The organism is Stenotrophomonas sp. Br8, assembly GCF_014763005.1.
GTDB classification, from domain to species: Bacteria; Pseudomonadota; Gammaproteobacteria; order Xanthomonadales; family Xanthomonadaceae; genus Stenotrophomonas; species Stenotrophomonas lactitubi.
Genome location: NZ_JACGTN010000015.1, coordinates 120,376 through 145,814 on the forward strand (window position 1 = coordinate 120,376; position 25,439 = coordinate 145,814).

Genomic DNA, 25,439 nt, shown 5'->3' on the forward strand with positions numbered 1-25,439 from the left:
GACCCAGGTCCGCACCCACCACGGAGGCGTTACAGCTTCGCGCGCTGCTCGCGCAGGCCAGCCAGCTGGTTGTTCCAGTCGACCAGGCGCACGCGTTCCTGCTCGATCACCGCTGGCGGAACCTTGTCGGAGAACTTGGCCAGCTTGGTCTCGCTCTTCTCCTGCTCGCCTTCCACGCGCTTGATCTCCTTGTCCAGGCGCGCGCGCTCGGCATCGAGATCAACCAGGCCTTCCAGCGGTACCAGCAGCTTCAGCTCACCGACGATCGCGGCGGCTGCCGGCGGCGCACTCTGTGCGTCGGCCAGCCACTGGATGCTGTCCAGCTTCAGCAGGAAAGCCAGCGAGGCACTGAAGCGCTCGATGCGCACGCGGTCCTGTTCCAGGCCGGCCAGCAGGCGCAGCGGTACCAGCTTGGACGGGGCGACGTTCAGTTCGCTGCGCACGCGGCGCACGGCACTGATCACCGCCTTCAACCATTCAACGTCGGCCTCGGCCTGTGCATGATCGCCCTCGAACTCGGCGGCGGTCGGGTACGGACGCAGCGACAGCGTGGTTTCGGCCAGGCCCAGGCGCGGGGCCAGCTGCTGCCACAGCTGTTCGGTGATGAACGGGGTCAGCGGGTGCAGCAGGCGCAGCAGCGCTTCCAGCACATACAACAGGGTGTGGCGGGTGCTGTCAGCGTCGGCAGCATCGGCGCCATTCAACGCCGGCTTGCTCAGCTCCAGGAACCAGTCGCAGAACTCGTTCCAGGCGAATTCGTACAGGCACTGCGCCAGCAGGTCGAAGCGATAGGCGGCGAAATGGCCCTGCGCTTCGGCGGTGGTAGCGGCCAGGCGCGAGAGGATCCAGCGCTCGGCATCGGTACGCGGCGTCGGCACGCCAGTGAACGCCGCACCTTCGGTGTTCATCAGGGTGAAGCGGCTGGCGTTCCACAGCTTGTTGCAGAAATTCTTGTAGCCCTCGGCGCGGTTCATGTCGAACTTGATGTCGCGGCCATGGGTGGCAAGTGCGGCGATGGTGAAACGCAGCGCATCGGCACCATGGGCGGCGATGCCGTCCGGGAACTCCTTGCGCGTGGCCTTCTCGATCTTCTCCACCATGCGCGGCTGCATCAGCCCGCCGGTGCGCTTGGCCACCAGGTCATCGATGGTGATGCCGTCGATGATGTCCAGCGGGTCGAGCACGTTGCCCTTGCTCTTGGACATCTTCTGGCCCTGGCCATCGCGGATCAGGCCGGTGAAGTAGACGTCCTTGAACGGGACCTTTCCGGTCAGGTTGTCGGTGGCCATGATCATGCGCGCCACCCAGAAGAAGATGATGTCGAAGCCAGTGATCAGCACCGACGACGGCAGGTAGCGGTCGAAACCGCGCTCGGCCATCGCCTGCTCGTTCGGCCAGCCCAGGGTGGAGAACGGCCACAGCTGCGAGGAGAACCAGGTCTCCAGCACGTCGCTTTCCTGGCTCAGCACGACGTCGCTGCCGAGATTGTTCTTCGCCCGCACTTCCTCTTCGCTGCGGCCGACGTAGCAGTTGCCGGTGGCGGCATCGAACCACGCCGGAATGCGGTGGCCCCACCACAGCTGGCGGCTGATGCACCAATCCTGGATGTTGTTCATCCAGTGGCGGTAGGTGTTGATCCAGTTCGGCGGCACGAAGGCGATTGACCCGTCCTCGACCAGCTCCAGACCACGACGCGCCAGTTCGTCCATTTTCACGAACCACTGATCGGTCAGGTACGGCTCGATCACCTGGCCGGTACGGTCGCCGCGCGGCACCTGTAGCTTGTGCGCCTTGGTCTCGACCAGGATGCCGAGGTCTTCCAGTTCACCCAGCACGGCCTTGCGCGCGTCGTAACGGTCCAGCCCCTGGAAACGTTCCGGCGCGTTGTCGTTGATCGCGGCCACCGGGGTGAACAGGTTGATCATCGGCAGGCTGTGGCGCACGCCCACCTGGTAGTCGTTGAAGTCATGCGCCGGGGTGACCTTGACCACGCCGGTGCCGAACGCACGGTCGACGTAGTCGTCGGCGATCACCGGCACGCGGCGGCCGGTCAGCGGCAGCACCACGCTCTTGCCGATCAGGTGCAGGTAGCGCTCGTCTTCGGGATGCACCATCACCGCGGTGTCACCCAGCAGGGTTTCCGGGCGGGTGGTGGCGACCACCAGGTAATCGCGGGTTTCGCGCAGCGTCTCGACGCCGTCGGCATCGCGCTCGACGTGCTCGTAGCTCAGGCCTTCATCCAGCTGGTAGGCGATCGACCACAGGAAACCGTCTTCCTCGGCGCTTTCCACTTCCAGGTCCGAGATCGCGGTCTTCAGCACCGGGTCCCAGTTGACCAGGCGCTGGCCGCGGTAGATCAGGCCCTGTTCGTGCCAGCGCACGAAGGCTTCGATCACCGCTTCGGACGGCTGCGGGTCCATGGTGAAGGTGCTGCGCGACCAGTCGGCCGAGGTGCCGAGGCGGCGCATCTGCCGTTCGATGATGTCGCCGGACTGCTGCTTCCACTCCCACACCTTGCCGATGAAGCCCTCGCGGCCCAGCGAATCGCGGGTCTCGCCGTTGCCTTCCAGCGTCAGGTTGCGGCTGACCACCATCTCGGTGGCGATGCCGGCGTGGTCGGTACCGACCTGCCACAGCGTGTCGTAGCCGCGCATGCGGTGGTAGCGCACCAGCGCATCCATCAGCGTCTGCTGGAAAGCATGGCCCATGTGCAGGGTGCCGGTCACGTTCGGCGGCGGCAGCAGGATGGTGTACGGCTCGCCCTTGCCGGACGGCTTGAAATGGCCGGCCTTCTCCCAGGCCTCGTAGAGGTCGGTCTCGAAGGACTTCGGGTCGTAGCTGGAGGCGAGTTGGGTCATGCGGGGGAACCAGTCATCAAGGCGGGAAGGGAGATCAGCGCGACCCGAGGGTGCGCCGGATCTTCTGGTCGGTGTGGTACTGGCTGACCGAATAGGCAGCCCAGATCGCGGCGGGCAGCCAGCCGATCAGGGTGATCTGCAGGATCAGGCAGACGATGCCGGCAAACGGCCGGCCGATGGTGAAAAAGGACAGCCAGGGAAGAATCAGGGCGATCAGCAGGCGCATCAAGGGGTCCTCGCAGGGCTTACATGTCGTGCTTGTTCAGGTCGTAACCGGCGGTCTTGTACTGGCGCCAGCGCTCGCGCAGCGGTTCGCGCGCTTCCGGATCGGCCGGCACCACTTCCAGCACGCGCTCGCACTGGCCCAGCCAGGGTTCGTCGCGCAGGTTGATCACCAGCGGCCGCACCGGGGCCTCACCGCCGGGCGGGGCGATCAGTACCAGCGCCTCTTCCTCGTCCACATCCTCACCCACGATCTGGTGCGGAATGTAGGCATCGTCGTCGAACGACCAGAGAAGTTCGTCCAGTTCTTCGGCCTGGGCCTGGTCGCGGGCCAGCACCAGGGTGAACAACCCGGCGTCGTTGGCCTTGCGCGCCAGTTCGCAGACCAGGCGCAACGGCTCGGTCAGGAAGCGGGGCTTGGCGATCAGGTAGAAGTCGGCGCGGGGCATGGCGGCATCCAGGTGAGGCAGGTGCCGATCCATGCCGGCTGACGGCTGGAGCGGCGAGGCCCCGGCCGGCGGTTGCCGGCCAGGGTCAGGTACAGCGTCAGGCGCGGGCGACCTGGTCCAGCAGCCACTGGCTCAGCAGGCCGACCGGACGGCCGGTGGCCATGCCGCGCTTGCCTTCATCGCTGGCCACGCCGGCGATGTCCAGGTGGGCCCAGCGCTGGCCTTCGGCGAAGCGCGACAGGAAGCAGCCGGCGGTGATGGCACCGGCCCAGCGGCCGCCGATGTTGTAGACGTCGGCGAAGCTGGAATCCAGCATCGGCTGGTACTCGTCCCACAGCGGCAGGCGCCAGGCGCGGTCGAAGACCTGCTCGCCGGCGGCCAGCAGCTCGTTGGCCAGGTCATCGTGCTTGCTCATCAGGCCCGCGGTCTGGTGACCGAGGGCGACCATGCAGGCACCGGTCAGGGTGGCCACGTCGACCAGCGCCTGCGGCTCGAAGCGCTGCGCGTAGGTCAGGGCGTCGCACAGGATCAGGCGGCCCTCGGCGTCGGTGTTGCCGACTTCGATGGTCTTGCCCGACATCGAGGTGATGACGTCGGACGGGCGGTAGGCATTGCCGTCGATGGCGTTTTCCACCGCCGGCACCACCACCACCAGGTTCAACGGCAGCTTGGCCTTGACCGCAGCGACGAAGGTGCCGATGACGTTGGCGCCACCGCACATGTCGTACTTCATCTCTTCGATGCCGCCCTGGGTCTTCAGGTTGACGCCACCGGTATCGAAGGTGATGCCCTTGCCGACCAGCACGTAGGGCTTGGCGTCGCCGCCATTGCTCCACTTCAGCACCACCAGGCGCGGGCGGTTGGCCGAGCCACGGGCCACGGCCAGCAGCGAGCCCATGCCCAGCGCTTCCATCTGGGTCTCGTCGAGGATCTCGGCTTCGGCACCGTCATGCTCGCCGGCGAATTTCACGCCCACTTCAGCCAGGTAGGCCGGGGTGCAGTAGTTCGGCGGCAGGTTGCCCAGCTCGCGGGCAAACTCGACGCCGGCGGCGATGGCCTGGCCCTGGGCCAGGGCCTGCGCGTCATCACCGGCGATAGCCAGCTGGGCCAGGCCGGCATCGTCGGCCTTCTTCTTGCCCAGGGTGGCGGTGTAGCGGTAGGCCGCGTGGTCGGCGGCAATCACCGCCTGGCGGATCGCCCAGGCCGCGTCGCGGTCCTTCACCGCCACCTCGGACAGGGTGAACAGTGCGCTGCGGGCAGCGCCGGCCTTCAGCGCGCGTACGGCATCGCCGACCGCCTTCAGGTACTGCGGCACGCCGAAGCGGGCGGCATCGCCGAGGCCGACCACCAGCACGCGCGGAGCGGTCACGCCCGGCAGGTCGTGCAGCAGGGTGGTGGCGCCGGTCTTGCCGGACAGGTCGCCGCGCTGGGCCAGGGCGGCCAGGCGGCCACCGCTCGCAGCATCCAGTGCCTGCGCGGACGCAGTCAGGGTATGGTCGGCATAGGCGCCGACGACGAGGCAGTCAACGGCGGCCGAAGCCGCAGCGAGGTGGTTCAGGGTGAATTCGAGAGCCATTGAGCAGATTCCATTGGCAAGTCCGTACAATCGCGGACCGTTTACGCCCAGACGCTAGACTGGGCGGCACCGCGAACGAACCTGAGAGTTTAAACCACCGCCCCATGTTGAAGCTCGACCGCTATCTATTGGGCGATTTCGTCCAGAGTTTCCTGGCTACCCTGATCGTCCTGCTGGTGGTCAGCGTGGGCGGCGTGCTGGTGGACATCCTCGGCAACATCGCCGACGGGCGGCTGCCGGCCAAGCTGCTGTTCTCGCAGCTGGGCCTGCAGTTCATCGTCTACATGCCGCTGATCCTGCCGCTGGCACTGATGCTGGGCCTGCTGCTGGCCATCGCCCGCCTCTACCGCGACTCGGAAATGGCGGTCATCACCGCCATCGGTGTCGGCCCCAAACGCCTGCTCAAGCCCCTGCTGCTGCTGGTGCTGCCGGTGATCGCGGTGGTCGGCGCCTGTTCGTTGTGGCTGGGGCCCTGGGCCCAGCGCACCGCCGAACAGATGATCCAGGACGCCAACCGCAGCGTGCTGATGGCCGGCCTGGAGCCTGGCCGGTTCACCCCGCTGCCCAATGGCGGCGTGGTCTACGTCGCCTCGATCTCCCCCGATGGCAGCCAGCTGGGCCGGGTGTTCCTGCAGCGGCAGAAGGAGGATCGCCTTGAAGTGGTGTCCGCCGCCAGCGGTCGCATGTACTTCGAAGGCGCCCGCCAGCGCTTCCTGGAACTGGATGATGGCCACCAGCTGGAAGGGCCGGCGGCCGGCGCACTGGATTACCGTCTGGCGACCTTCGCCCGCAACGACGTGGCCCTGCCCGACGGCAGTGAGGCCCGCAAGAGTGATGATCCCGAACTGATGCCGACCACCGCGCTGTTCGGCGACAAGCGTCCCGAGGCGCAGGCACAGCTGCACCGCCGCCTGGCCCCGCCGCTGATCGCGCTGGCCTTCGCCCTGCTGACCGTGCCGCTGGGCCGCAGTTCGCCGCGCCAGCAGCGTTACGGCCGGATGATGCTGGCCCTGCTGGCCTACATGGTCGGCACCAACATGATGTTCATCGGCAGCGGCTGGATTGCCAACGGCCAGATTCCGTCGGCGCTTGGCCTGTGGTGGCTGACCCTGCCGCTGCTGGCACTGGCGATCTGGATGTACGCGCGTGACGGCCGCATGGCCCGCCCGAAGGGAGCCCGCGCATGATGCTGCGACCGATGCGTTTCGATCTGTACCTGGGCCGCGCGGTGCTGGGTACCGTGCTGCTGACCTGGGCGGTGCTGGTCGGCCTGGACGTGCTGATGGCCTTCTCCGGCGAGTTCAAGGACATCGGCAAGAACGGCTATTCGCTGGGCCATGCGGCAGCCTGGGTGCTGTACACCGTGCCGCGCCGGGCCTACACGATGTTCCCGACCGCAGCGGTGATCGGCGCGCTGATGGGCCTGGGCCAGCTGGCCGCGACCTCGGAGCTGACCGCGCTGCGCGCGCTGGGCCTGTCGCGCAAGCGCCTGAGCGTGTCGGTGGCGATCGCGCTGTCGCTGCTGACCGGGCTGATGGTGATCAGTGCCGAGACCCTGGGGCCCTGGGGCCAGAACCGCGCCGATTCGCTGAAGATGAGTGCCAAGTGGGGCACCGACATGGCGGTGGCGCGTTACTCCGGCCTGTGGGCGCGCGAGGGTGACACCTTCCTCAACGCACAGACGGGCGAAGAACAGCTGGTGGGCGAAAAGGGCACCCGGCTGATCCTGCGTGACGTGCGCCTCTACAGGATCAACGAGGACGGGCGGGTCGGCACGCTGACCCATGCCGCCACCGCCGAGCATGACAAGGACGGCTGGGTGCTGACCGGCGTGCGCCGCGACACCTTCGGCGAGCGCTCGGCAACGCGCCAGGAAGTGGCCCGTGAGCCGTGGAATTCCAAGCTGGACGCCGGAGCCCTGGCCACCGGCATCGCCAAGCCGCGCAACCTCAGCGTGTCCGAGCTGAGCACCAGCATCGCCTACCGCGAGCGCAACGGGCTGGATGCACGCGACTATGAGGATGTGTACTGGAGCCGCTGGTTCTATCCGTTGAATGTGCTGGCGCTGTGCCTGGCGGCGGTGCCGTTCGCGTTCGGTTCGCTGCGCAGTGGCGGCATGGGCAAGCGCCTGTTCCTGGGCATCCTGTTCGCGCTGGCGTTCTGGCTGCTGCAGCTGTTCTTCGGTCGCATGGCCGGCGCGCTGAAGTTCGACTACCGCATTGCCTACGCGCTGCCGCCGATCGTGATGCTGGCGGTGTCCGGATTGTTGTTCCGGCGCAAATCGGGCTGATTCCGGTAGCGCCGGGCATGGCCCGGCGCTCCCAGGACAGGTCAGCGCTTCGGCATCCGCAGCACCCGCGTGGCGCTCGCGCGGTCGTGCCAGGTCAGCCGCTGGCGATCCACCAGCGCCCACCAGAAGCCCACTCCGCCCAGCAGCAACGACAGCGTGCCCACCGCAAACCGCAGCCACAGCTGGCCGCGTCGCAACGGCGTGCCATCGCGTGATTCCAGCTTCAAGCGCCACGGGCGCATGCCCAGTGTCTGCCCGCCGCGCCGCCAGCTGGCGGTGGCATACCACCCGGTCAAGCCCCAGCACACTGCCCACAGCAGCCATTGCCAAGCGCTGAAAGGCGCGATGTTGTCGCGCTGCGCATGGCCGCTGAAGGTATAGGCCAGGGTGAACACGGTGCCGGCCAGCATCCACAAGGCCAGCACCGGCAACGCGTCATAGATCATCGCCAGCAGGCGCCACAGCAGCAGCGCGCGCGGGCGGGGCGTATCAGCGGCGACGTGGGCCGCATCGGTGGCGGGGCTCGACATGTGCCGAGCATACGCAATGCTGGCCGTGCCCGCAGTTGGCCTCGTATCCTGCGTGCATGGCCGCCACTTCCACTCCCGCCGAACGTCGTCAGCTGGTCCAGCAACTGCCCGAGCTGCGCGGCGAGGACAGCCAGCGCATCCTGCGTTTCCTCGACGCGATCTGGGCCGAGCACGGCCTGGCCCGTGCCACGCTGGACAGCTACCGCCGCGACCTCGAAGGCCTGGCGCGCTGGTGTGATGGACGCGACGGGGGGCTGGCCGGTGTTGAACGTGCCGGCCTGTTCGATTACCTGGCATGGCGCACCCGTCACAACTGGTCGCCGCGCAGCAACGCGCGCTTGCTGTCGGCGCTGCGCGCGTTCTTTGCCGACGCTGTGCGGCGTGGCGAACGCAGTGAAGATCCCAGTGCACTGCTCGATCCGCCGAAGCTGCCACGGCTGCTGCCCAAGGCGCTGGCCGAGAGCCAGATCGATGCGCTGCTGGCGGCGCCGGATATCGACAGTCCGCTCGGCCTGCGCGACCGCGCCATGCTGGAACTGATGTATGCCGCCGGGCTGCGCGTGAGCGAGCTGGTGCTGCTGCCTGCCACGGCGGTGAACCTGCGCCAGGGGGTGCTGCGGGTGACCGGCAAGGGCAGCAAGGAGCGCCTGGTGCCGCTGGGCGAGGAGTCGCAGTACTGGCTGGAACGTTACCTGCAGCAGTCGCGACCGCAACTGGTGGGCAAGGGCAAGGTGCAGGCGCTGGCCGACGGGCAGACGCCCTTGTTCATCGAACCGGCCCTGCATGGCTTGACCCGCCAGGCGTTCTGGCACCTCGTCAAGCGTTATGCGGCGGTGGCCGGCATCGACCCAGCGCGGATCAGTCCGCATGGCCTGCGGCACAGTTTCGCCACCCACCTGCTGAACCGTGGCGCCGATCTGCGCGCGCTGCAGATGCTGTTGGGCCACAGCTCACTGTCCACTACCCAGATCTACACGCTGGTCGCACGCGAACACCTGCAGAAACTGCACGCCCGCCATCATCCACGCGGCTGAGCCCACGGCTGAACCCCTGCCGGGCCTGTGCGCGGCATCGCGGACCGCTCAGGATGGCTGTGTCAGAATCCGAAGTCTTCTTTCTGCTGCGGACTGCTCCATGCTCCGATTCGCCATCGCCGCCGTGTTCGGCGCGCTCAGCCTGAGTGCCTGCGCCCAGCCCGCCCCGCCCGCCGCAAAGGCGCCCGCCGCAGCGGCAGCCAAGGCCGGTCCTGCCGCCACCGCCAATGCTCCGGCCGAGCAGGCCGTGCGCAAGGCACTGACCGAGCTCAACCCCGGCTTCCAGGTGGATTACATCGGCGCCGCGCCCTTCCCTGGCTTCCGTGAAGTGGTGGTCTCCGGCCAGCTGCTGTACGTCTCCGACGACGGCCGCTACCTGTTCCAGTCGCAGCCCTACGACACCCGCGCCAAGAGCCCGGCCAACAGCGAAGGCCTGCTGGGCTACCGTCGCGACCTGCTGGCCAAGGCCAATCATGGTGACCGCATCGTGTTCGCCGCGCCGAACGCGAAATACACCATCAGCGTGTTCACCGATATCGAATGCGGCTACTGCCGCAAGCTGCACCAGGACATCGCCGAGCTCAACCGCAACGGCATCACCGTTGAATACCTGGCGTTCCCGCGCATGGGGCTGGGCAGCAAGGATTACACCGACATGATCTCGGTCTGGTGCGCGGCCGATCGTCGCCAGGCCCTGACCAATGCCAAGCGTGGTGGCACGGTGGCCGCGAAGAACTGCACCAACCCGGTGGCCATGCAGTACGCCCTGGGCCAGCAGCTGGGGGTGAACGGTACGCCGGCCATCTTCGCGCCGGATGGCACCCAGCTCGGCGGCTACCTGCCGCCGGCGCAGCTGCGTGCCGCGCTGGAGAAGCTGTCGGCCAAGCGCTGACCGAAACGCCGCCGGGCATGGCCCGGCGCTACCGTGGATGGGCGGGTAGCGCCGGGCCATGCCCGGCGGATGTGGCAACGCGAACGAGGCCGGGGACGTAGTGCGTCCCCGGCCTTTTTCCTACTTCAAGCCATCACTGACCGCCTTGGTCAGCGTGCCCTGCGCGTCGTCGCCGCTGAACTCCCAGACAAACGCACCGCCCAGTCCCTGGGTCTTCACGTAGCCCATCTTGCGGGTGATGTTGGCCGGGGTATCGAAGCTCCACAGCGTGCTGCCGTTGTAGATCCAGGTGGCCCCGGCGGTATTGTCGGTATAGCCCTGCCACGCCAGGTTCTTCAGCACCTTCCAGTCTTCGATGCCGGCCTCGTAGGTGCCCGGTGCCGCACCGGTGGCGCTCTGGTACAGGCCGTTGTTGGCGTTGGTCACCCCGGTCCAGCCGCGCCCGTAATAGCCGATGCCCAGGTTGAGCTTGGCGGCGGGAACACCGCGGCTGATGAAGGCCTCGATGGCATCGTTGCTGTTGTACAGCTTCTGGTCGCCGGTGGACGGATCACTCGGCGAATCGAACAGCGCCGACTGGTGATTGGTCTTCGCATCCCACGCGCCGTGGAAGTCGTAGGTCATCACGTTGATGTAGTCCAGGTACGGGTGGTACGCGGCCGGATCGGTGACGCGGATCTTGTCGATGCCGGCGCCGACCGCCACCGTCAGCAGCAGGCCCGGACGCACCGCATCGAGCTGGCGACGGAACTCGGCCATCAGCGCGGTGAAGTTGGCACTGTCCTCGGGCGTGCCGCAGGCGATACCGCAGGCCACCGGGTATTCCCAGTCGATGTCGATACCGTCGAACACGCCCAGTGCTGCCCCCGGGCCACCGGCGCCGTCGGTCACCGGCAGGTTGCCCTTGATGTAGGCGTCGATGCACGAGGCGACGAAGGCCTGGCGGTTGGCCGGCTGCGCCGCGCTGGAGAAGCCGCGCGACCAGGTCCAGCCACCCAGCGAGATCAGCACCTTCATGCCCGGGTACTTGGCCTTGAGCTGCTTGAGCTGGTTCCAGTTGCCACGCAGCGGCTGGTCCCACGTATCGGCGCTGCCGCTCACGCTTTCGCCGGCACCGAAGGCCTTGCTGTAGTCGGCGAAGGCATCGCCACCGGCACCGCTGTTCGGGTCCGACGCCTGGGTGATGCCCACTTCGCAGCGGTTGTTGCGCACGTTGCCGAAGGCGTAGTTGATGTGGGTCAGGCGCGCGGCCGAACCGCTGCTGTCGATGTTCTTGACCCGGTAGTTGCGGCCATAGATGCCCCACTGGGTGAAGTAGCCGATGACCCGCTTGCCGGTGGTGCCACCGTCGCCGGCCAGGGTGCTGGCGGTCACCGCCGTGCCCTGTGCGGAGGCATTGCCGGCGTTGTCGCGGGCGCGCACGCGGTAGCTGTAGCTGGTGGAGGCGGTCAGCCCGCCATCGACATAGCTGGCGCTGGACGGTGAACCGACCAGGCTGCCGTTGCGGTACACGTCGTAGCCGGCCAGGCCGCTGCCTCCGGTGTTGTCGGTGGAGGGACTCCAGCTGAGCGCGATGCTGTTGGCGGTGCGGGTGCCCACGGCCAGGCCGCCGGGCACGCTGGGTGCGGTGGTATCGCCACTGGCCGCGTTGACGGTGATGGTGATGGTCGCGGTGCTGGCGGTGGCGTTGTTGTTGTCGGTGGCGACCGCGCGCAGGGTATGGCTGCCGGCGCTGGCGTTGGCCCAGCTGGCGCTGTACGGCGCGCTGGTGTCGACGCCCAGCGAACTGCCGTCGCGGAAGAACTCGACCTTGCTGACGCTGCCGTCCGCATCGCTGGCATTGGCGGTCACATTGACCGTGCTGCCGGCGCTGAAAGTGGCGCCGTTGGCCGGCGAGGTCAGGCTGACCACCGGCGGCTGGTTGGCGCCGCTGCCGTCGCAGGCGCCGAGGTTGGTGTAGTAGGGCGCCCCGGCCGGATGGTCCGGCGGTGCGTTCCAGATGTCCTGGTTCGCCCGGTAGAGGACGCCTCCTTTCTGCAGGGTATCGCCACTCCGGTAGATCTTGGCCTGGTCCCATTCGGCCACGCCGGCACAGCTGGCGGCCTGGGCCAGGCCGGGCAGGGCAACGGCCCCGGCGAGGGCCAGCAGCCAGGCCAGACGGCGCGGGCGACAGCGTTGAAGGGAAGGGTGGGCACTGCGTACATCGGCACTCTGCACAAGCGGGTCGTACATGGTGTGTCTCCGATCGATGGTTGGCGCACGGGCCACGACGGCGCCGCACGTAACGCAGGGTCCGGACATCGCCCGGGAAGGCGACGGAGGGGGCGGACGGAGGTACCTGGTGGGCCGGGGAGAGAGTCCGGCGCCAGGTAGGGACAACGTTGTCATCAATTGCGTGGTCAATCCGTGAGCGAGTGCATGGTTCGGGGATTTGGCGGAGAGCGGCGCTGGCGCGTGGTCGGCAGCCATCGGCGGAGCCCCCCTCGTGGTTGGGGTGGTCGTTTACAGCGGATTTCTGGGGGTTGGCCGGGTGTGTGGGCTGCGCAGGGGGCGCCGTGAATACGTCCCTGTAGGCTCGGGCGCGCCATCCATGGCGCTTACGCCCCTGCGCAGCCCACCCACCCGGCCACGGACAGGTTCCTGCGGCGCCAGCCACGAAAGACGAACAAAAAATCAAAATCAAACGCCGATCGCTTCGCTCTCAGGCGTTTGATTCCAGGCATTCCTTGGTTGCCGGCGAGCGGCCGGCACTACCGGAAGCATCCACGCATGGCGTGGATCTACCGTGTCGACCAAGGTCGACACCTACCAACAGCAGCAGGAAACTGTCGAAGGCGGGGTGGGTCCGGTTGCGGGGGTGTCCGCGGCATGGATGCCGCGGCCAAGCCCCCAGGGACGGGTTTACGGCGTCCCCCGCAACCGGACCCGCCCCGCCATCCCACGGAATGCCCGCTTTGGCTTTGGCCGTTGCCGTTGCCTGCGCTCTGGCCTCTGCGGGTGCCGGGCGCCGCCCGGCCGAAGCCTACCCCCGCTTCCGGTACAATGTCGGGCCCGTTTCCCAACTACGGTTCCCCGGACATGATGGTCCTCGAGGGCGCGCCCGCCCTGTCGCCGTTCCGCCGCGAACGTCTTGAATCCCGCCTGCAGTCCATCGCTCCCTCCCTGCGCATCAGCGGTGCCTGGCACGTCTACTTCGTGCAGGCCGAGGGCACTGCCGCCCCCGACGTCGATACCCTGTGCCGCATCCTGGAAGCCCGTCCGCAGTCCGAGGCGGTCGCTGACGGTGCGGTCAGCCGCATCGTGGTGCCGCGCCTGGGCACGCTGTCGCCGTGGTCGAGCAAGGCCAGCGAACTGGTCCGCGGTGCCGGCCAGCCGGTGAGCCGGGTCGAGCGTGGCCTGCGCATCGACGTACTGGGATGGCCGGCCGATGCCGCCGCCCAGCAGGCATTGATCAAGGTGCTGCACGACCCGATGACGCAGTCGGTGCTGGAGACCGTCGATCAGGGCCAGTCCCTGTTCTCGACCCCGGCCCGTGGCGAACTGGAGCGCGTGCCGGTGGACCAGCTGGAGGCCGCCAACCAGCGCCTCGGCCTGGCCATGGCGCAGGACGAGATCGACTACCTGCGCGAACGCTTCACCGCGCTGGGCCGGTCGCCGTCGGACGTGGAACTGATGATGTTCGCGCAGGCCAATTCCGAGCACTGCCGGCACAAGATCTTCAATGCCAGCTGGACCATCGACGGCCAGGAGCAGGACCGCTCGCTGTTCCGGATGATCAAGAACACCCACCAGCAGACGCCGCAGCACACGCTCAGCGCGTACAGCGACAATGCGGCGGTGATCGAAGGCCACCCGGCCTCGCGCTATCGCCCGGACCCGGCCAGCGGCGAGTACCGCCGCGAACCGCAGGTGCCCAGCGCGTTCCAGATCAAGGTGGAAACGCACAACCACCCGACCGCGATCGCGCCGTTCCCGGGCGCGTCGACCGGCGCCGGTGGTGAAATCCGCGACGAAGGTGCAACCGGTCGTGGTGGCAAGCCGAAGGCTGGCCTGAGTGGTTTCTCGGTCTCGCACCTGCGCATTCCCGAGCTGCCGCAGCCGTGGGAAGCGCCGCGTGCGCTGAACCCGCGCATGGCGCCGGCGCTGGAAATCATGACCGACGGCCCGCTCGGCGGCGCTGCGTTCAACAATGAATTCGGCCGCCCGGCCCTGCTCGGCTACTTCCGCAGCTTCGAACTGCCGGAAGGCGCCGACCTGGTACGCGCCTACGACAAGCCGATCATGCTGGCCGGTGGCCTCGGTGCCATCGACCGCGTGCAGGTCGACAAGATCCTGCTGCAGGACGGCGATGCCGTGATCGTGCTCGGCGGCCCGGCGATGCTGATCGGCCTCGGCGGCGGTGCCGCCAGTTCGGTCGCCTCCGGTGAAAGCGCCGAGGATCTGGACTTCGCCAGCGTGCAGCGCGACAACCCGGAAATGGAGCGTCGCTGCCAGGAGGTCATCGACCGCTGCGTGGCGATGGGTGCCAACAACCCGATCAAGTTCTTCCATGACGTCGGTGCAGGTGGCCTGTCCAACGCCATTCCCGAACTGCTGCACGATTCCGGCGTGGGCGGCATCATCGACCTGGGCAAGGTGCCCACCGACGATCCGTCGCTGTCGCCGATGCAGCTGTGGTGCAACGAGTCGCAGGAGCGCTACGTGCTCGGTGTGGCGCAGGAGCGCCTGGCCGAATTCGCGGCGCTGTGCGCGCGCGAGCGCTGCCCGTTCGCTGCGGTCGGTGTCGCCACCGCAGCCGAACACCTGGTGGTGGCCTATGGCGCCGTGCCGGGCAACATCCCGGCCGATGCGCCGATCGACCTGCCGATGGACGTGCTGTTCGGCAAGCCGCCGAAGATGCACCGCGATACCGCGCACCCGCCGGCACCGCGCTGGCCGGCGCTGAAGACCGGTGGCATGGATCTGCAGGAAGCCGGTCTGCGCGTGCTCGCGCACCCGACCGTAGCCTCCAAGAACTTCCTGGTCACCATCGGCGACCGCAGTGTGGGCGGCCTGACCGCACGCGAGCAGATGGTCGGCCCGTGGCAGCTGCCGGTGGCCGACGTGGCGATCACCCTGGCCGACTTCGACGGCGTGGCCGGCGAGGCGATGGCACTGGGCGAACGCACGCCGCTGGCGCTGCTGGACGCGGCTGCTTCGGCCCGCATGGCCGTTGGCGAAGCACTGACCAACCTGTGCGCGGCCCCGGTCGATGCGCTGGATGAAATCAAGCTGTCGGCGAACTGGATGGCCGCGGCCGGCCACCCGGGCGAAGACGCGCTGCTGTACGACGCGGTGAAGGCGGTGGGCATGGAACTGTGCCCGCAGCTGGACATCAGCATCCCGGTGGGCAAGGACTCGCTGTCGATGCAGGCGCAGTGGCACGACCAGGGCGAGGCGCACAAGAGCGTGTCGCCGGTGTCGCTGGTGATCACCGCGTTCGCGCCGGTGGCCGATGCGCGTCAGCAGCTGACCCCGCTGCTGGACCGCGATATCGACAGCGAGCTGTGGTTGATCGGCCTCGGTGCCGGCAAGCAGCGCCTTGGCGGTTCGATCCTGGCCCAGGTGCACGCCGACCATGGCGACCTGCCGGCGTTCGCCGGTGCCGCCCCGGACCTGGACGACCCGCAGCGCCTGCGTGGCTTCTTCGAGCTGATCCGCGATGCACGCCAGGCCGGCCTGCTGCGCGCGTACCACGACCGCAGCGACGGTGGTGCGTTCGCCGCGCTGTGCGAAATGGCCTTCACCTCGCGCCTGGGCCTGGACATCACCCTCGACGCCTGGGGCGATGATCCGTTCCGCAGCCTGTTCAATGAAGAACTGGGCGCCGTTGTGCAGATCGCCCGCGAAGACCGCGCCGCGTTCGCCGACCTGGTCGAGCGCCACGCGCTGACCGAGTGCGCGCAGCGCATCGCCAAGCCGACCACCGCGCCGGTGGTGCGGGTGTCGCTGGGCGGTGACTCGCTGGCCGAATGGCGCTGGGAAGCGTTGTTCGACGCCTGGTGGTCGGTGACCCACGCCATGCAGAAGCGCCGCGACAATCCGGCCAACGCCGATGCCGAGCGCGAGATCGCCCGCGCCTTCACCGCGCCGGGCCTGAAGCCGAAGTTGAGCTTCGATCCCAATGAGGATGTCGCCGCACCGTTCGTGCAGACCGGGGCGCGTCCGCGCGTTGCGATCCTGCGCGAACAGGGCGTCAACGGCCAGATTGAAATGGCCAACGCCTTCGAACGTGCCGGCTTCCGCGCATTCGACGTGCACATGAGCGACCTCATCGAAGGCCGCGTGGCGCTGCAGGACTTCACCGGCCTGGTCGCCTGCGGCGGCTTCAGCTACGGCGACGTGCTCGGTGCCGGCCGCGGCTGGGCGACCTCGATCCTCGAGCGCACTGCGCTGCGCGATGCCTTCGCCGCGTTCTTCGCGCGTGAGGACAGCTTCGCCCTGGGCGTGTGCAACGGCTGCCAGATGATGAGCCAGCTGAAGGACATCATCCCCGGTGCCGAGCACTGGCCGCAGTTCCGCCGCAACGCCAGCGAGCAGTTCGAAGCCCGCACCGCGCTGCTGGAAGTGGTGGAGTCGCCGTCGATCCTGCTGCGTGGCATGGCCGGTTCGCGGCTGCCGGTGGCGGTGGCGCATGGCGAAGGCCAGGCGGTGTTCGACAACGCCGTCGACCAGGCCACAGCCCGTGTCGCGTTGCGCTACATCGACGGCAACGGCAACGTCGCCAGCCACTACCCGCTGAATCCGAACGGCTCGCCGGACGGCATCACCGGCCTGACCAGCACCGACGGCCGGGTGACCATCATGATGCCGCACCCGGAGCGCACCCCGCGCGCGCTCAACCTGAGCTGGGCCCCGTCCGAGTGGCAGGGCGATTCACCGTGGATGCGCATGTTCCGCAACGCACGGGTGTGGTGCGGCTGATCGCACACGCGTTGCGCAGCTGACGATGCCATCGCGTATGGAAACCCGCCGGGAAACCGGCGGGTTTTTCTTTTTGAATACGGAAACTCCTGTGCTGTCCATCAGTTACATACGTTTTCATATGTGAGGATTCCCTCACGCATGCCTAACAAAATACGTACATAAACAAGTGAAACAGTGAACTGCTTCACGGCAATGGCTTTTGCTGCGTCAAACTCTTGACGATTCGCAAAGATGCCGTTAACACTTGACCCCCGTTTCAAATCTGTTCATCCCGCAGTAACCGCACGGCGCACGCGCTCGGTTTTCTGTCCCTGCGCGCCGTTCGGCAATACACCGCAGTAAATCACGCGAATAACGCCCCCAGGGGACGTTGAACCACGAAGGTTCGGCGGTGGCGTTGCTTTGCCCAAAACCAGTCCAATCAGGAGCCGTACCGATGAATCGGATTTATCGCAAGGTCTGGAACAAAGCATTGGGTCAGTTGGTGGTGGCCTCGGAACTGGCCTCTTCCAGCTCATCAGGCGGGGTCGTCGACCAGCGCCGCAGTGCGACGGATGCCGCGCCGGCACGACTGGCCGCAGCGTTGGCCTTGGCAATGGGACTGGGAATGACCGGCATCGTTTCGGCGCAGTCGGTCGAGATTGGCGGCAGCGCGAACTGCGTGGTGCTCAACAGCAAAGTGGTGGACAAGTGCGCGGTCGATGGCACTGCCAGCGCCAAGGGCAGCAACGCGGTGGCGATCGGCGCGGGTACCAGCGCCACCGGTGCCAACAGCGTGGCGCTGGGCGCCGGTTCCAAGGCAGCTCGCGCCAACACCGTCTCTGTCGGTGATGCCGGCAAGGAACGGCAGGTGACCAACGTCGCCGCCGGTACCGCCGCCACCGATGCGGTGAACAAGGCGCAGCTGGATGCACAGGCACGCGCCACGCAGGCTGCGCTTGCGCAGGCGGCGGCCGAGGGCAGCCGCTATTTCAAGGCCGATGGCGCGGGTGACAACAGCGACGCGGCGAAGATCGAAGGCGAGGGCGCCATCGCGGTCGGCAGTGGCAGCCAGTCGCTGGCCAACGCCACCACTGCGGTCGGCACCCAGGCGATTGCTGCGGGCGTCGGGGCCAGTGCCTTCGGCCAGAACGCGCTCGCCTTCGGTGATGCCAGCGTGGTGGTCGGGCAGAGCGCGGCGGCATTCGGCCTGGGCGATACCGCCGTCGGTGCCCATGCCGTGGCCGCCAGCGAGAACGGCGCAGCCACCGCACTGGGTGCACTGTCCGAAGCCAGCGCCGATGGCGCCACGGCAGTGGGTGCAGGCGCAGTGGCCATGGGCCCGGGCAGCACCTCGCTGGGCCGCGGTGCAACTGCCGCCAACGAAGCCTCCATTGCCGTCGGTGCGTTCAGCACGGCGGCGGGCGAGTACAGCACCGCGCTGGGTTCCAACTCGGCCGCCGTGGCCACCGGCAGCGTGGCATTGGGCGCCGGCTCGCTGGCCGATCGCGTGGATACCGTTTCGGTGGGTGCGGTCGACTACGGCCTGACCCGGCAGATCACCAGTGTTGCCGCAGGTACCGAAGATACCGATGCGGTCAACGTCGGCCAGTTGAAGGGTGTGGCGGCAGTAGCCGATACCACCGCCAAGCGCTTCCAGGCCACCGGCAGCAGCAACAGCGATGCTGGCGCATTGGCCGAGGGAGATGACGCGCTCGCCGCTGGCGAAGCCGCCAATGCAATCGGCAACGGCACAACCGCCGTCGGTGCAGGTGCGACCGCTGTCGCGCAGAGCGCCACTGCAGTCGGCAACAACGCGCTGGCCTCGGGCCAGAACAGTGCGGCCTTCGGCAACAACGCGCAGGCAGTCGGTCCGGGCAGCGTCGCCGTCGGCGGTGCTGCGGTGGATGCTGATGGCAATCCGCTGATCACCAGTGGTGGCGTGCCGGTAGAGACCGGCGCCACCAGTGCCGGGGTCGGTGGTACCGCTGTCGGCGCCAGCGCCGATGCCGGCGGTTTCGCCGCCTCGGCGTACGGCGTGGGTGCCTACGCGGCAGGTGTGCAGTCGTCGGCGTTCGGCGCGGTCTCCAATGCCATCGGCGATTACTCAACGGCCGTCGGTACGCAGAGCAACGCTACCGGTACCAGCAGCGTGGCCATCGGTGGACCGGCCGATCTGATTCCGGGCCTGGGCTTCTTCGTGCAGACCCAGGCCAGTGGCGAAGCGGCCACGGCCGTCGGTGCCGGCGCGATTGCCAGCGGTGACCATGCCGTGGCCAACGGCAGCCTGACCGAGGCCTCCGGCACCGATTCGGTCGCAGTGGGCTACTTCGCCTACGCACCGGGCGAGAACGCCAGCGCACTGGGGGCGCAGACCTGGGCCAGTGGCGCGCAGAGCACCGCCGTCGGCTACTACGCCACTGCGCGGGGTGCCAACAGCGTTGCACTGGGTGCGAATTCCGAAGCGGTGCGCGCCAACAGCGTGGCCGTGGGCAGTGCCGGCAACGAGCGGCAGATCACCAGCGTGGCGGCCGGCAGCGAAGCCACCGATGCAGTGAACAAGGCACAGCTGGACGCCGTGGCCAGCACCGCCGACACCACCGCGCGCTTCTTCCAGGCGCAGCCGGAGAGCGGCAGCGATGCCGGTGCCTATGCAGAAGGCGAGGGTGCCGTAGCGGCGGGTTCGGCCAGCAACGCCATCGGTGCCGGCGCGCTGGCGCAGGGCGCAGGCGCTGCGGCCATCGGCGCCGACAGCGTGGCCCTGGGTCGCAATACCTTCGCCGACGGTGACGGTGCAGTGGCCGTGGGTGGCCTCGGCCAGGCGTACGACGAATACAACCAGCCCCTGCTGGATGACCAGGGCAATCCGGTGCAGATCGGCACCACCGCTTCGGCCGGTTCCACCGCCGTCGGCAATGCCGCGCAGGCGACCGGTGCCAGCAGCAGCGCCTTCGGCAATGCTGCACAGGCCACCGGCGACAACAGCTTCGCGGCAGGCGGCAAGTCGCGCGCTACCGGCAGCTATGCCGTCGCCATCGGTGACAGCGCCTTTGCCAAGTCCGACGACAGCACCGCCGTGGGTGGTTACAGCACCGCCAGCGAGGAGGGCGCCACCGCTTTTGGCGCCGGTGCCTGGGCCACCGGCCGCAATGCTTCGGCGTTCGGTCCGGCGGCATGGGCCAGCGCCAACGGTGCCACCTCCATCGGCTACAACAGCTGGGCCAACGGCATCAGTTCCACCGCTGTCGGCCGCGGCGCCTTCAGCTACGGCGACAACAGTGTTGCGCTGGGCTTCCAGGCGTTGGGCAACAGCATCAACAGCATCGCCATCGGCACCAACACGGTGGCTGGCGGTGAAAGTGCGATCGCCCTGGGCGCGGGCAGCGCGGCCAGTGGCAACAACGCGGTTGCGCTGGGTGCCGGTTCGGTGGCCAGCCGTGACCGCAGCGTGTCGGTGGGCAGCGCCGGCAACGAGCGGCAGATCACCAGTGTGGCGGCCGGTACCCAGGCCACCGATGCGGTGAACAAGTCGCAGCTCGACGCGGTTGCAGCCAGTGCGGCGACCACCGGCAAGTACTTCCAGGCCAGTGGCAGCGCCGACAGCGATGCCGGCGCCTACGTGGAAGGTGACAATGCGCTGGCCGCCGGTGAATCGGCCAACGCCATCGGCAACGGTGCAACCGCGCTGGGCAGTGGCGCCAATGCGCTGGCCAGCAATGCACAGGCCATCGGCTTCAATGCGCTGGCCACAGCAGCCAATGCCAGCGCCATCGGTGCCAACGCGCAGGCGACCGGCGAATACGCCACCGCGCACGGTGCCGAGAGCGAAGCCAGCGGCGAGCAGAGTGCGGCCTTCGGTGCGGCCTCGGTGGCCAGCGGCGCTGGCAGCACCGCCACCGGCGTGTTGTCCGAGGCCAGCGGCGAGGAAGCCGTGGCGGTGGGCTACTTCAGCAACGCCAGTGGTGAGGCGGCCACGGCGGTCGGCAGTGAAAGCGTGGCCAGCGGCACCGCTTCGGCCGCGTTCGGCATCGGCGCCGAAGCGACCGGCGGCTACAGCACGGCCATCGGTGGCTACGCCAACGCGTCGGCATTCAACGCCACCGCCTTCGGCAACTTCGCCAACGCCTCCGGCTCCAACAGCGTTGCGCTCGGCGGCGATTCGGAAGCATCCGGTGCCTACAGCACCGCCACCGGCCAGGGCAGCCTGGCTACCGGCACCAATGCCGTGGCCGTCGGTGGCTCGTTGTTCGGCCTGCTGGCGACCGAAGCATCCGGCGACTATTCCACCGCGGTCGGCGGCGGCGCCTATGCGCCGGGCACCAACAGCACCGCGCTGGGCAATGCGGCGGAATCGCGCGGTGCCAACAGCGTGGCGCTGGGTGCCGATTCGATTGCAGACCGCGACAACACCGTGTCGGTCGGAGGTGGCGGCAACACCCGCCAGATCACCAACGTGGCAGCGGGTACCCAGGGTACCGATGCAGTGAACAAGGACCAGCTGGACGCAGTGGCCGCCGAAGGGGCCAGGACCAGCAAGTACTTCCAGGCCAGTGGCAGCGCCGACAGCGATGCTGGTGCCTACGTGGAAGGCGACAGCGCGCTGGCTGCGGGTGAGGCCGCCAATGCGATCGGCACCGGCGCCACCGCGCTCGGCAGTGGCGCAACGGCGGTGGCCGCGAACGCCACGGCGGTGGGCTTCAACAGCCTGGCCAGCGGCGGCAACGCGGCCGCAGTGGGCAACAACGCGCAGGCGACCGGTGAAGACAGTGCCGCGCTCGGCAACGGCGCGGTGGCCAGCGGCATCAGCGCCACCGCCACGGGCACCGCTGCACAGGCCAGCGGCGTCTACAGCACCGCCAACGGTGCGGAGGCTGTCGCCAGCGGTGCGCAGTCGCTGGCCAGTGGTTTCCGCAGCGCGGCCTCGGCCGATGGCACCACCGCCATCGGTGGTTACAGCGAAGCCAGCGGCCGCCTTGGCACCGCGCTGGGCTACGGCTCGGCGGCGACCGGTGCCAACACCACGGCTGTCGGCTTCGGTGCAGCAGCGGCAGGCAGCGGCGCGGTCGCCGTCGGTCAATCCAGCGAAGCCAGCGGCGATGAGAGCGTGGCCATCGGTGGCAGCACCTTCTTCGGCCTGGTGCCGTCGCGTGCCAGTGGCTACGGCGCAGCGGCGTTCGGCGCCGGTGCCTGGGCCACCGACGACTACGCCACCGCCATCGGCTGGAACTCGTGGGCCGATGGCGCCGAGTCCACCGCGCTGGGTGCCAGCGCTACCGCCAACGGTGCCAACAGCGTGGCCCTGGGCGCAGGCTCCAAGGCCGACCGTGACAACACCGTGGCCGTCGGCAGTGCCGGCAGCGAACGCCAGGTGACCCACGTCGCCGCAGGCACCGAAGGCACCGATGCGGTGAACAAGAACCAGCTCGATGCCGTCGCTGCCACGGCGAACAAGACCAGCAAGTACTTCCAGGCCAGCGGCAGCGCCGACAGCGATGCCGGTGCCTACGTGGAAGGCGACAACGCACTGGCTGCCGGTGAAGCGGCCAATGCGGTCGGCAACGGCGCCACCGCGCTCGGCAGTGGTGCCACGGCCGTGGCCGCGAACGCGACCGCCGTGGGCTTCAACTCGTTGGCCACGGGCAGCAATGCGGCCGCGGTGGGCAGCAATGCACAGGCCACCGGCGCAGACAGTGCCGCACTCGGCAACGGCGCGGTAGCCAGTGGCATCAGCGCTACCGCCACCGGCACCGCTGCACAGGCCAGCGGCGTCTACAGCACGGCCAACGGTGCGGAGGCTGTCGCCAGCGGTGCGCAGTCGCTGGCCAGTGGTTTCCGCAGTGCGGCCTCGGCCGATGGCACCACCGCCATCGGTGGCTACAGCGAAGCCAGCGGCCGCCTCGGCACCGCGCTGGGCTACGGCTCGGCGGCGACCGGTGCCAACACCACGGCTGTCGGCTTCGGTGCAGCAGCGGCAGGCAGCGGCGCGGTCGCCGTGGGTCAATCCAGCGAAGCCAGTGGCGCAGAGAGTGTCGCCATCGGTGGCAGCACCTTCTTCGGTCTGATTCCGTCGCGTGCCAGCGGTACCGGTGCGGCCGCCTTCGGTGCCGGTGCCTGGGCCACCGACGACTACGCCACCGCAATTGGTTGGAATGCGTGGGCCGATGCGGCTGACAGCACCGCTCTGGGTGCCAGCGCTACGGCCAGCGCAGCCAACAGCGTCGCCCTCGGCGCAGGCTCGAAGGCGGACCGTGCCAACACGGTGGCCGTCGGCAGCGCAGGCAGCGAACGCCAGGTCACCCATGTTGCCGCTGGCACCGAGACCACCGATGCGGTGAACAAGGGCCAGCTGGATGCAGTGGCCAGTGTCGCCGACAAGACCAGCAAGCACTTCCAGGCCAGTGGCAGTGCCGACAGCGATGCCGGGGCGTACGTCGAAGGCGACAACGCGCTGGCCGCGGGTGAAGCGGCCAATGCGATCGGCAACGGCGCCAGTGCGCTCGGCAGCGGTGCCACCGCGGTTGCCGCCAACGCCACCGCAGTGGGCTTCAATGCGCTGGCCAGCGGCGCCAATGGCGCTGCGCTGGGCAATGCGGCACAGGCTACCGGCGTGGACAGCGTGGCGCTGGGCAGCGGTGCTGTCGCCAGCGAGCTCGGCGCCAGCGCCACCGGCGCCGGTGCGCAGGCCAAGGGTGCCTACAGCACCGCCAGCGGCGCGCAGTCCACCGCCAGCGGCACGCAGTCGCAGGCCAGTGGCTTCCGTGCCACCGCAACGGCCGACGGTACGTCGGCGCTGGGCAGCTACGCCGAGGCCAGCGGTCGCCTCGGTACGGCTGTCGGCTACAGCGCCAAGGCAACCGCCGCCGGTGCCACGGCGGTTGGCTTCGGTGCCACCGCAAGTGCCGCCAACAGCACGGCGCTGGGCGCGTCGGCAGTGGCCGATCGGGCCAACACGGTATCGGTGGGCAGTGCGGGCGCGGAGCGGCAGATCACCCGCGTTGCCGCCGGTACCCAGGCCACCGATGCAGTCAACCGCGCGCAGCTGGATGCGGTCGCTTCCACCGCAGACACCACCAGCCGCCACTTCCGCGCCAGCGGCAGTGGCACCGCAACCGCCAGCGGCACCGACGCTGTGGCCATCGGCTCGGCGGCCAACGCCGGCGGTGCACGCAGCAACGCACTGGGTGCCAATGCCTCGGCCATTGGTGGCGGCGCGCTTGCGCTGGGTGCCAACAGCGGCGTCACCGGGGCCAACTCGGTCGCCCTCGGCACCGGTGCGCGCGCCCTGGAAGCCAACGTGGTGTCGGTCGGTGGCGGCAACGGCACTGCCGGCCCTGCCACGCGCCGCATCGTCAACGTCGCCGATGGCCGCATCACCGCCGGCAGCAGCGATGCCGTGACCGGTTCACAGCTCAACGTCACCAACCAGCGCGTGGGCGCGGTGGAAACCCGGGTCGGTGATTTCGACTCGCGCATCGCCACCGTTGAAACCAGCGCGGCCAGTTCGGTCGGCTACGACGACGCCAGCCGTGACCGCCTGACCCTGGCCGGTATCCAGGGCACCACCATCGACAACGTCGGCGCCGGCAGCATCGCCTCCGGCAGCCGCCAGGCGATCAATGGTGGCCAGCTGTTCCAGTCGCTCAGCGATGCCGCCAGCTTCCTCGGCGGCGGTGCCAGCGTCGGCATGCAGGGGGTGTTCGTTGCGCCGAACTATGTGATCCAGGGTTCCACCTACAGCAACGTCGGCGACGCACTGGGCGCACTGGACCGCAAGGTCAGCGAGATCGATCGTCGCACCGCCAGCGGCACGCGTTCCGGCGCGGCCAGCCTGCGTTCGATGGCCGCTCCGCTGGACGCCGACGCGGCCAGCGCGGCCACGGCTTCGGCCACCGCCGATGCGAGCCTGGCGGATAGCGGATCGGCAACGGCCACCCGTGTGCAGGGCACCCCGACCGCAGCCAGCGCAGGCAGTGCACAGCCGGCACTGGTCGCAGGCGGTGGCATCAACGCCGTCGCGATGGGGGATGGCGCTGTCGCCAGTGGTGCATCGTCCACCGCGGTCGGCCAGGGCGCGAGTGCAACGGCAGCCAATGCGGTGGCGCTGGGCCAGGGCTCGGTTGCCGATCGCGCGAACACCGTCTCGGTCGGCAGCGAGGGCAACGAACGCCAGGTCACCAACGTGGCGGCCGGTACCACCGCAACCGATGCGGTCAACAAGGGCCAGCTGGACCGTGGCATCACCACCGCCAACGGCTACACCGACAGCCGCGTGCAGGCGGTTACCGACAGCTTCGATGTGTTCAAGGGCGAAGTGGATGGACGCCTGCGTCACATGGATCGCCGCATCGACCGTCAGGGCGCGATGAGCTCGGCGATGCTCAACATGGCCACCAGTGCCGCCGGCATCCGTACCCAGAACCGGGTCGGCGTCGGCATCGGTTTCCAGGGCGGCGAGTCGGCCATGTCGCTGGGCTACCAGCGTGCGATCAGCGATCGCGCCACGGTCACCATCGGTGGTGCCTTCAGCAGTGATGACAGCTCGGTCGGCGTTGGTGCCGGCTTCGGCTGGTAAGTGCGCAACAACGTGCCGGTGGGCAACCCCATCGGCACGTCGAGCAGTGAGCGCCAAAGGGGCGTGGCCGG

At 68.6% G+C, this 25,439-nt stretch carries 12 protein-coding genes; 6 read left to right on the top strand and 6 right to left on the bottom strand.

Translation table 11 applies throughout. The annotated features are described in order from the left end of the window. Positions 1 to 29 precede the first annotated feature (29 nt). The 4 genes from H3005_RS13400 to H3005_RS13415 form a co-directional block, all read right to left on the bottom strand. Complete coding sequence (locus H3005_RS13400) at positions 30 to 2,858, bottom strand: valine--tRNA ligase (RefSeq protein WP_191078390.1); 2,829 nt, start codon at positions 2,856 to 2,858, stop codon at positions 30 to 32. A 34-nt stretch (positions 2,859 to 2,892) separates the two neighbouring features. Then, positions 2,893 to 3,084 carry a YqaE/Pmp3 family membrane protein gene (locus H3005_RS13405; RefSeq protein WP_025879360.1) on the bottom strand — a complete coding sequence of 64 codons (192 nt, stop codon included), beginning with the start codon at positions 3,082 to 3,084 and terminating at the stop codon, positions 2,893 to 2,895. Positions 3,085 to 3,103: 19 nt separating this feature from the next. Continuing rightward, on the bottom strand, positions 3,104 to 3,529 hold the full coding sequence (locus tag H3005_RS13410; RefSeq protein ID WP_025879359.1) for a DNA polymerase III subunit chi: 426 nt from the start codon (positions 3,527 to 3,529) through the stop codon (positions 3,104 to 3,106). Positions 3,530 to 3,626: 97 nt separating this feature from the next. Continuing rightward, entirely contained in the window at positions 3,627 to 5,105 is a 1,479-nt protein-coding gene (locus tag H3005_RS13415) for a leucyl aminopeptidase (RefSeq protein ID WP_049469788.1), read from the bottom strand. Positions 5,106 to 5,209: 104 nt separating this feature from the next. Here H3005_RS13415 and lptF point away from each other — a divergent pair, with 104 nt between their 5' ends. Both lptF and lptG read left to right on the top strand, forming a co-directional pair. Next, positions 5,210 to 6,292 carry an LPS export ABC transporter permease LptF gene (lptF, locus tag H3005_RS13420; RefSeq protein WP_100551516.1) on the top strand — a complete coding sequence of 361 codons (1,083 nt, stop codon included), beginning with the start codon at positions 5,210 to 5,212 and terminating at the stop codon, positions 6,290 to 6,292. Continuing rightward, positions 6,289 to 7,395, top strand: coding sequence for an LPS export ABC transporter permease LptG (gene lptG / locus H3005_RS13425; RefSeq protein WP_099820361.1), 1,107 nt, complete (start codon positions 6,289 to 6,291; stop codon positions 7,393 to 7,395). The genes lptF and lptG overlap by 4 nt, the downstream gene beginning before the upstream one ends. Before the next feature lie 41 nt (positions 7,396 to 7,436). Here the strand turns inward: lptG and H3005_RS13430 are convergent, their stop codons facing one another. Then, a complete protein-coding gene (locus H3005_RS13430) occupies positions 7,437 to 7,925 on the bottom strand; it encodes an RDD family protein (RefSeq protein ID WP_191078391.1) in 489 nt (162 codons plus the stop codon). Between the two features lie 56 nt (positions 7,926 to 7,981). On the opposite strand from H3005_RS13430, the gene xerD reads away from it, so the two are divergent. Both xerD and H3005_RS13440 read left to right on the top strand, forming a co-directional pair. Next, a complete protein-coding gene (xerD, locus tag H3005_RS13435) occupies positions 7,982 to 8,959 on the top strand; it encodes a site-specific tyrosine recombinase XerD (RefSeq protein ID WP_100551518.1) in 978 nt (325 codons plus the stop codon). A gap of 100 nt (positions 8,960 to 9,059) precedes the next feature. After that, complete coding sequence (locus tag H3005_RS13440; protein WP_032977259.1) at positions 9,060 to 9,851, top strand: thioredoxin fold domain-containing protein; 792 nt, start codon at positions 9,060 to 9,062, stop codon at positions 9,849 to 9,851. Positions 9,852 to 9,971: 120 nt separating this feature from the next. On the opposite strand, the gene H3005_RS13445 is transcribed toward H3005_RS13440, so the two are convergent. Continuing rightward, positions 9,972 to 12,083, bottom strand: coding sequence for a glycosyl hydrolase family 18 protein (locus H3005_RS13445; RefSeq protein WP_191078392.1), 2,112 nt, complete (start codon positions 12,081 to 12,083; stop codon positions 9,972 to 9,974). Positions 12,084 to 12,929: 846 nt separating this feature from the next. Here H3005_RS13445 and purL point away from each other — a divergent pair. Together purL and H3005_RS13455 are read left to right on the top strand one after the other, a co-directional pair. Next, a complete protein-coding gene (gene purL, locus H3005_RS13450; RefSeq protein ID WP_100551520.1) occupies positions 12,930 to 16,814 on the top strand; it encodes a phosphoribosylformylglycinamidine synthase in 3,885 nt (1,294 codons plus the stop codon). Positions 16,815 to 17,253: 439 nt separating this feature from the next. Then, positions 17,254 to 25,368 carry an ESPR-type extended signal peptide-containing protein gene (locus H3005_RS13455; RefSeq protein WP_100551521.1) on the top strand — a complete coding sequence of 2,705 codons (8,115 nt, stop codon included), beginning with the start codon at positions 17,254 to 17,256 and terminating at the stop codon, positions 25,366 to 25,368. Positions 25,369 to 25,439: the final 71 nt, after the last annotated feature.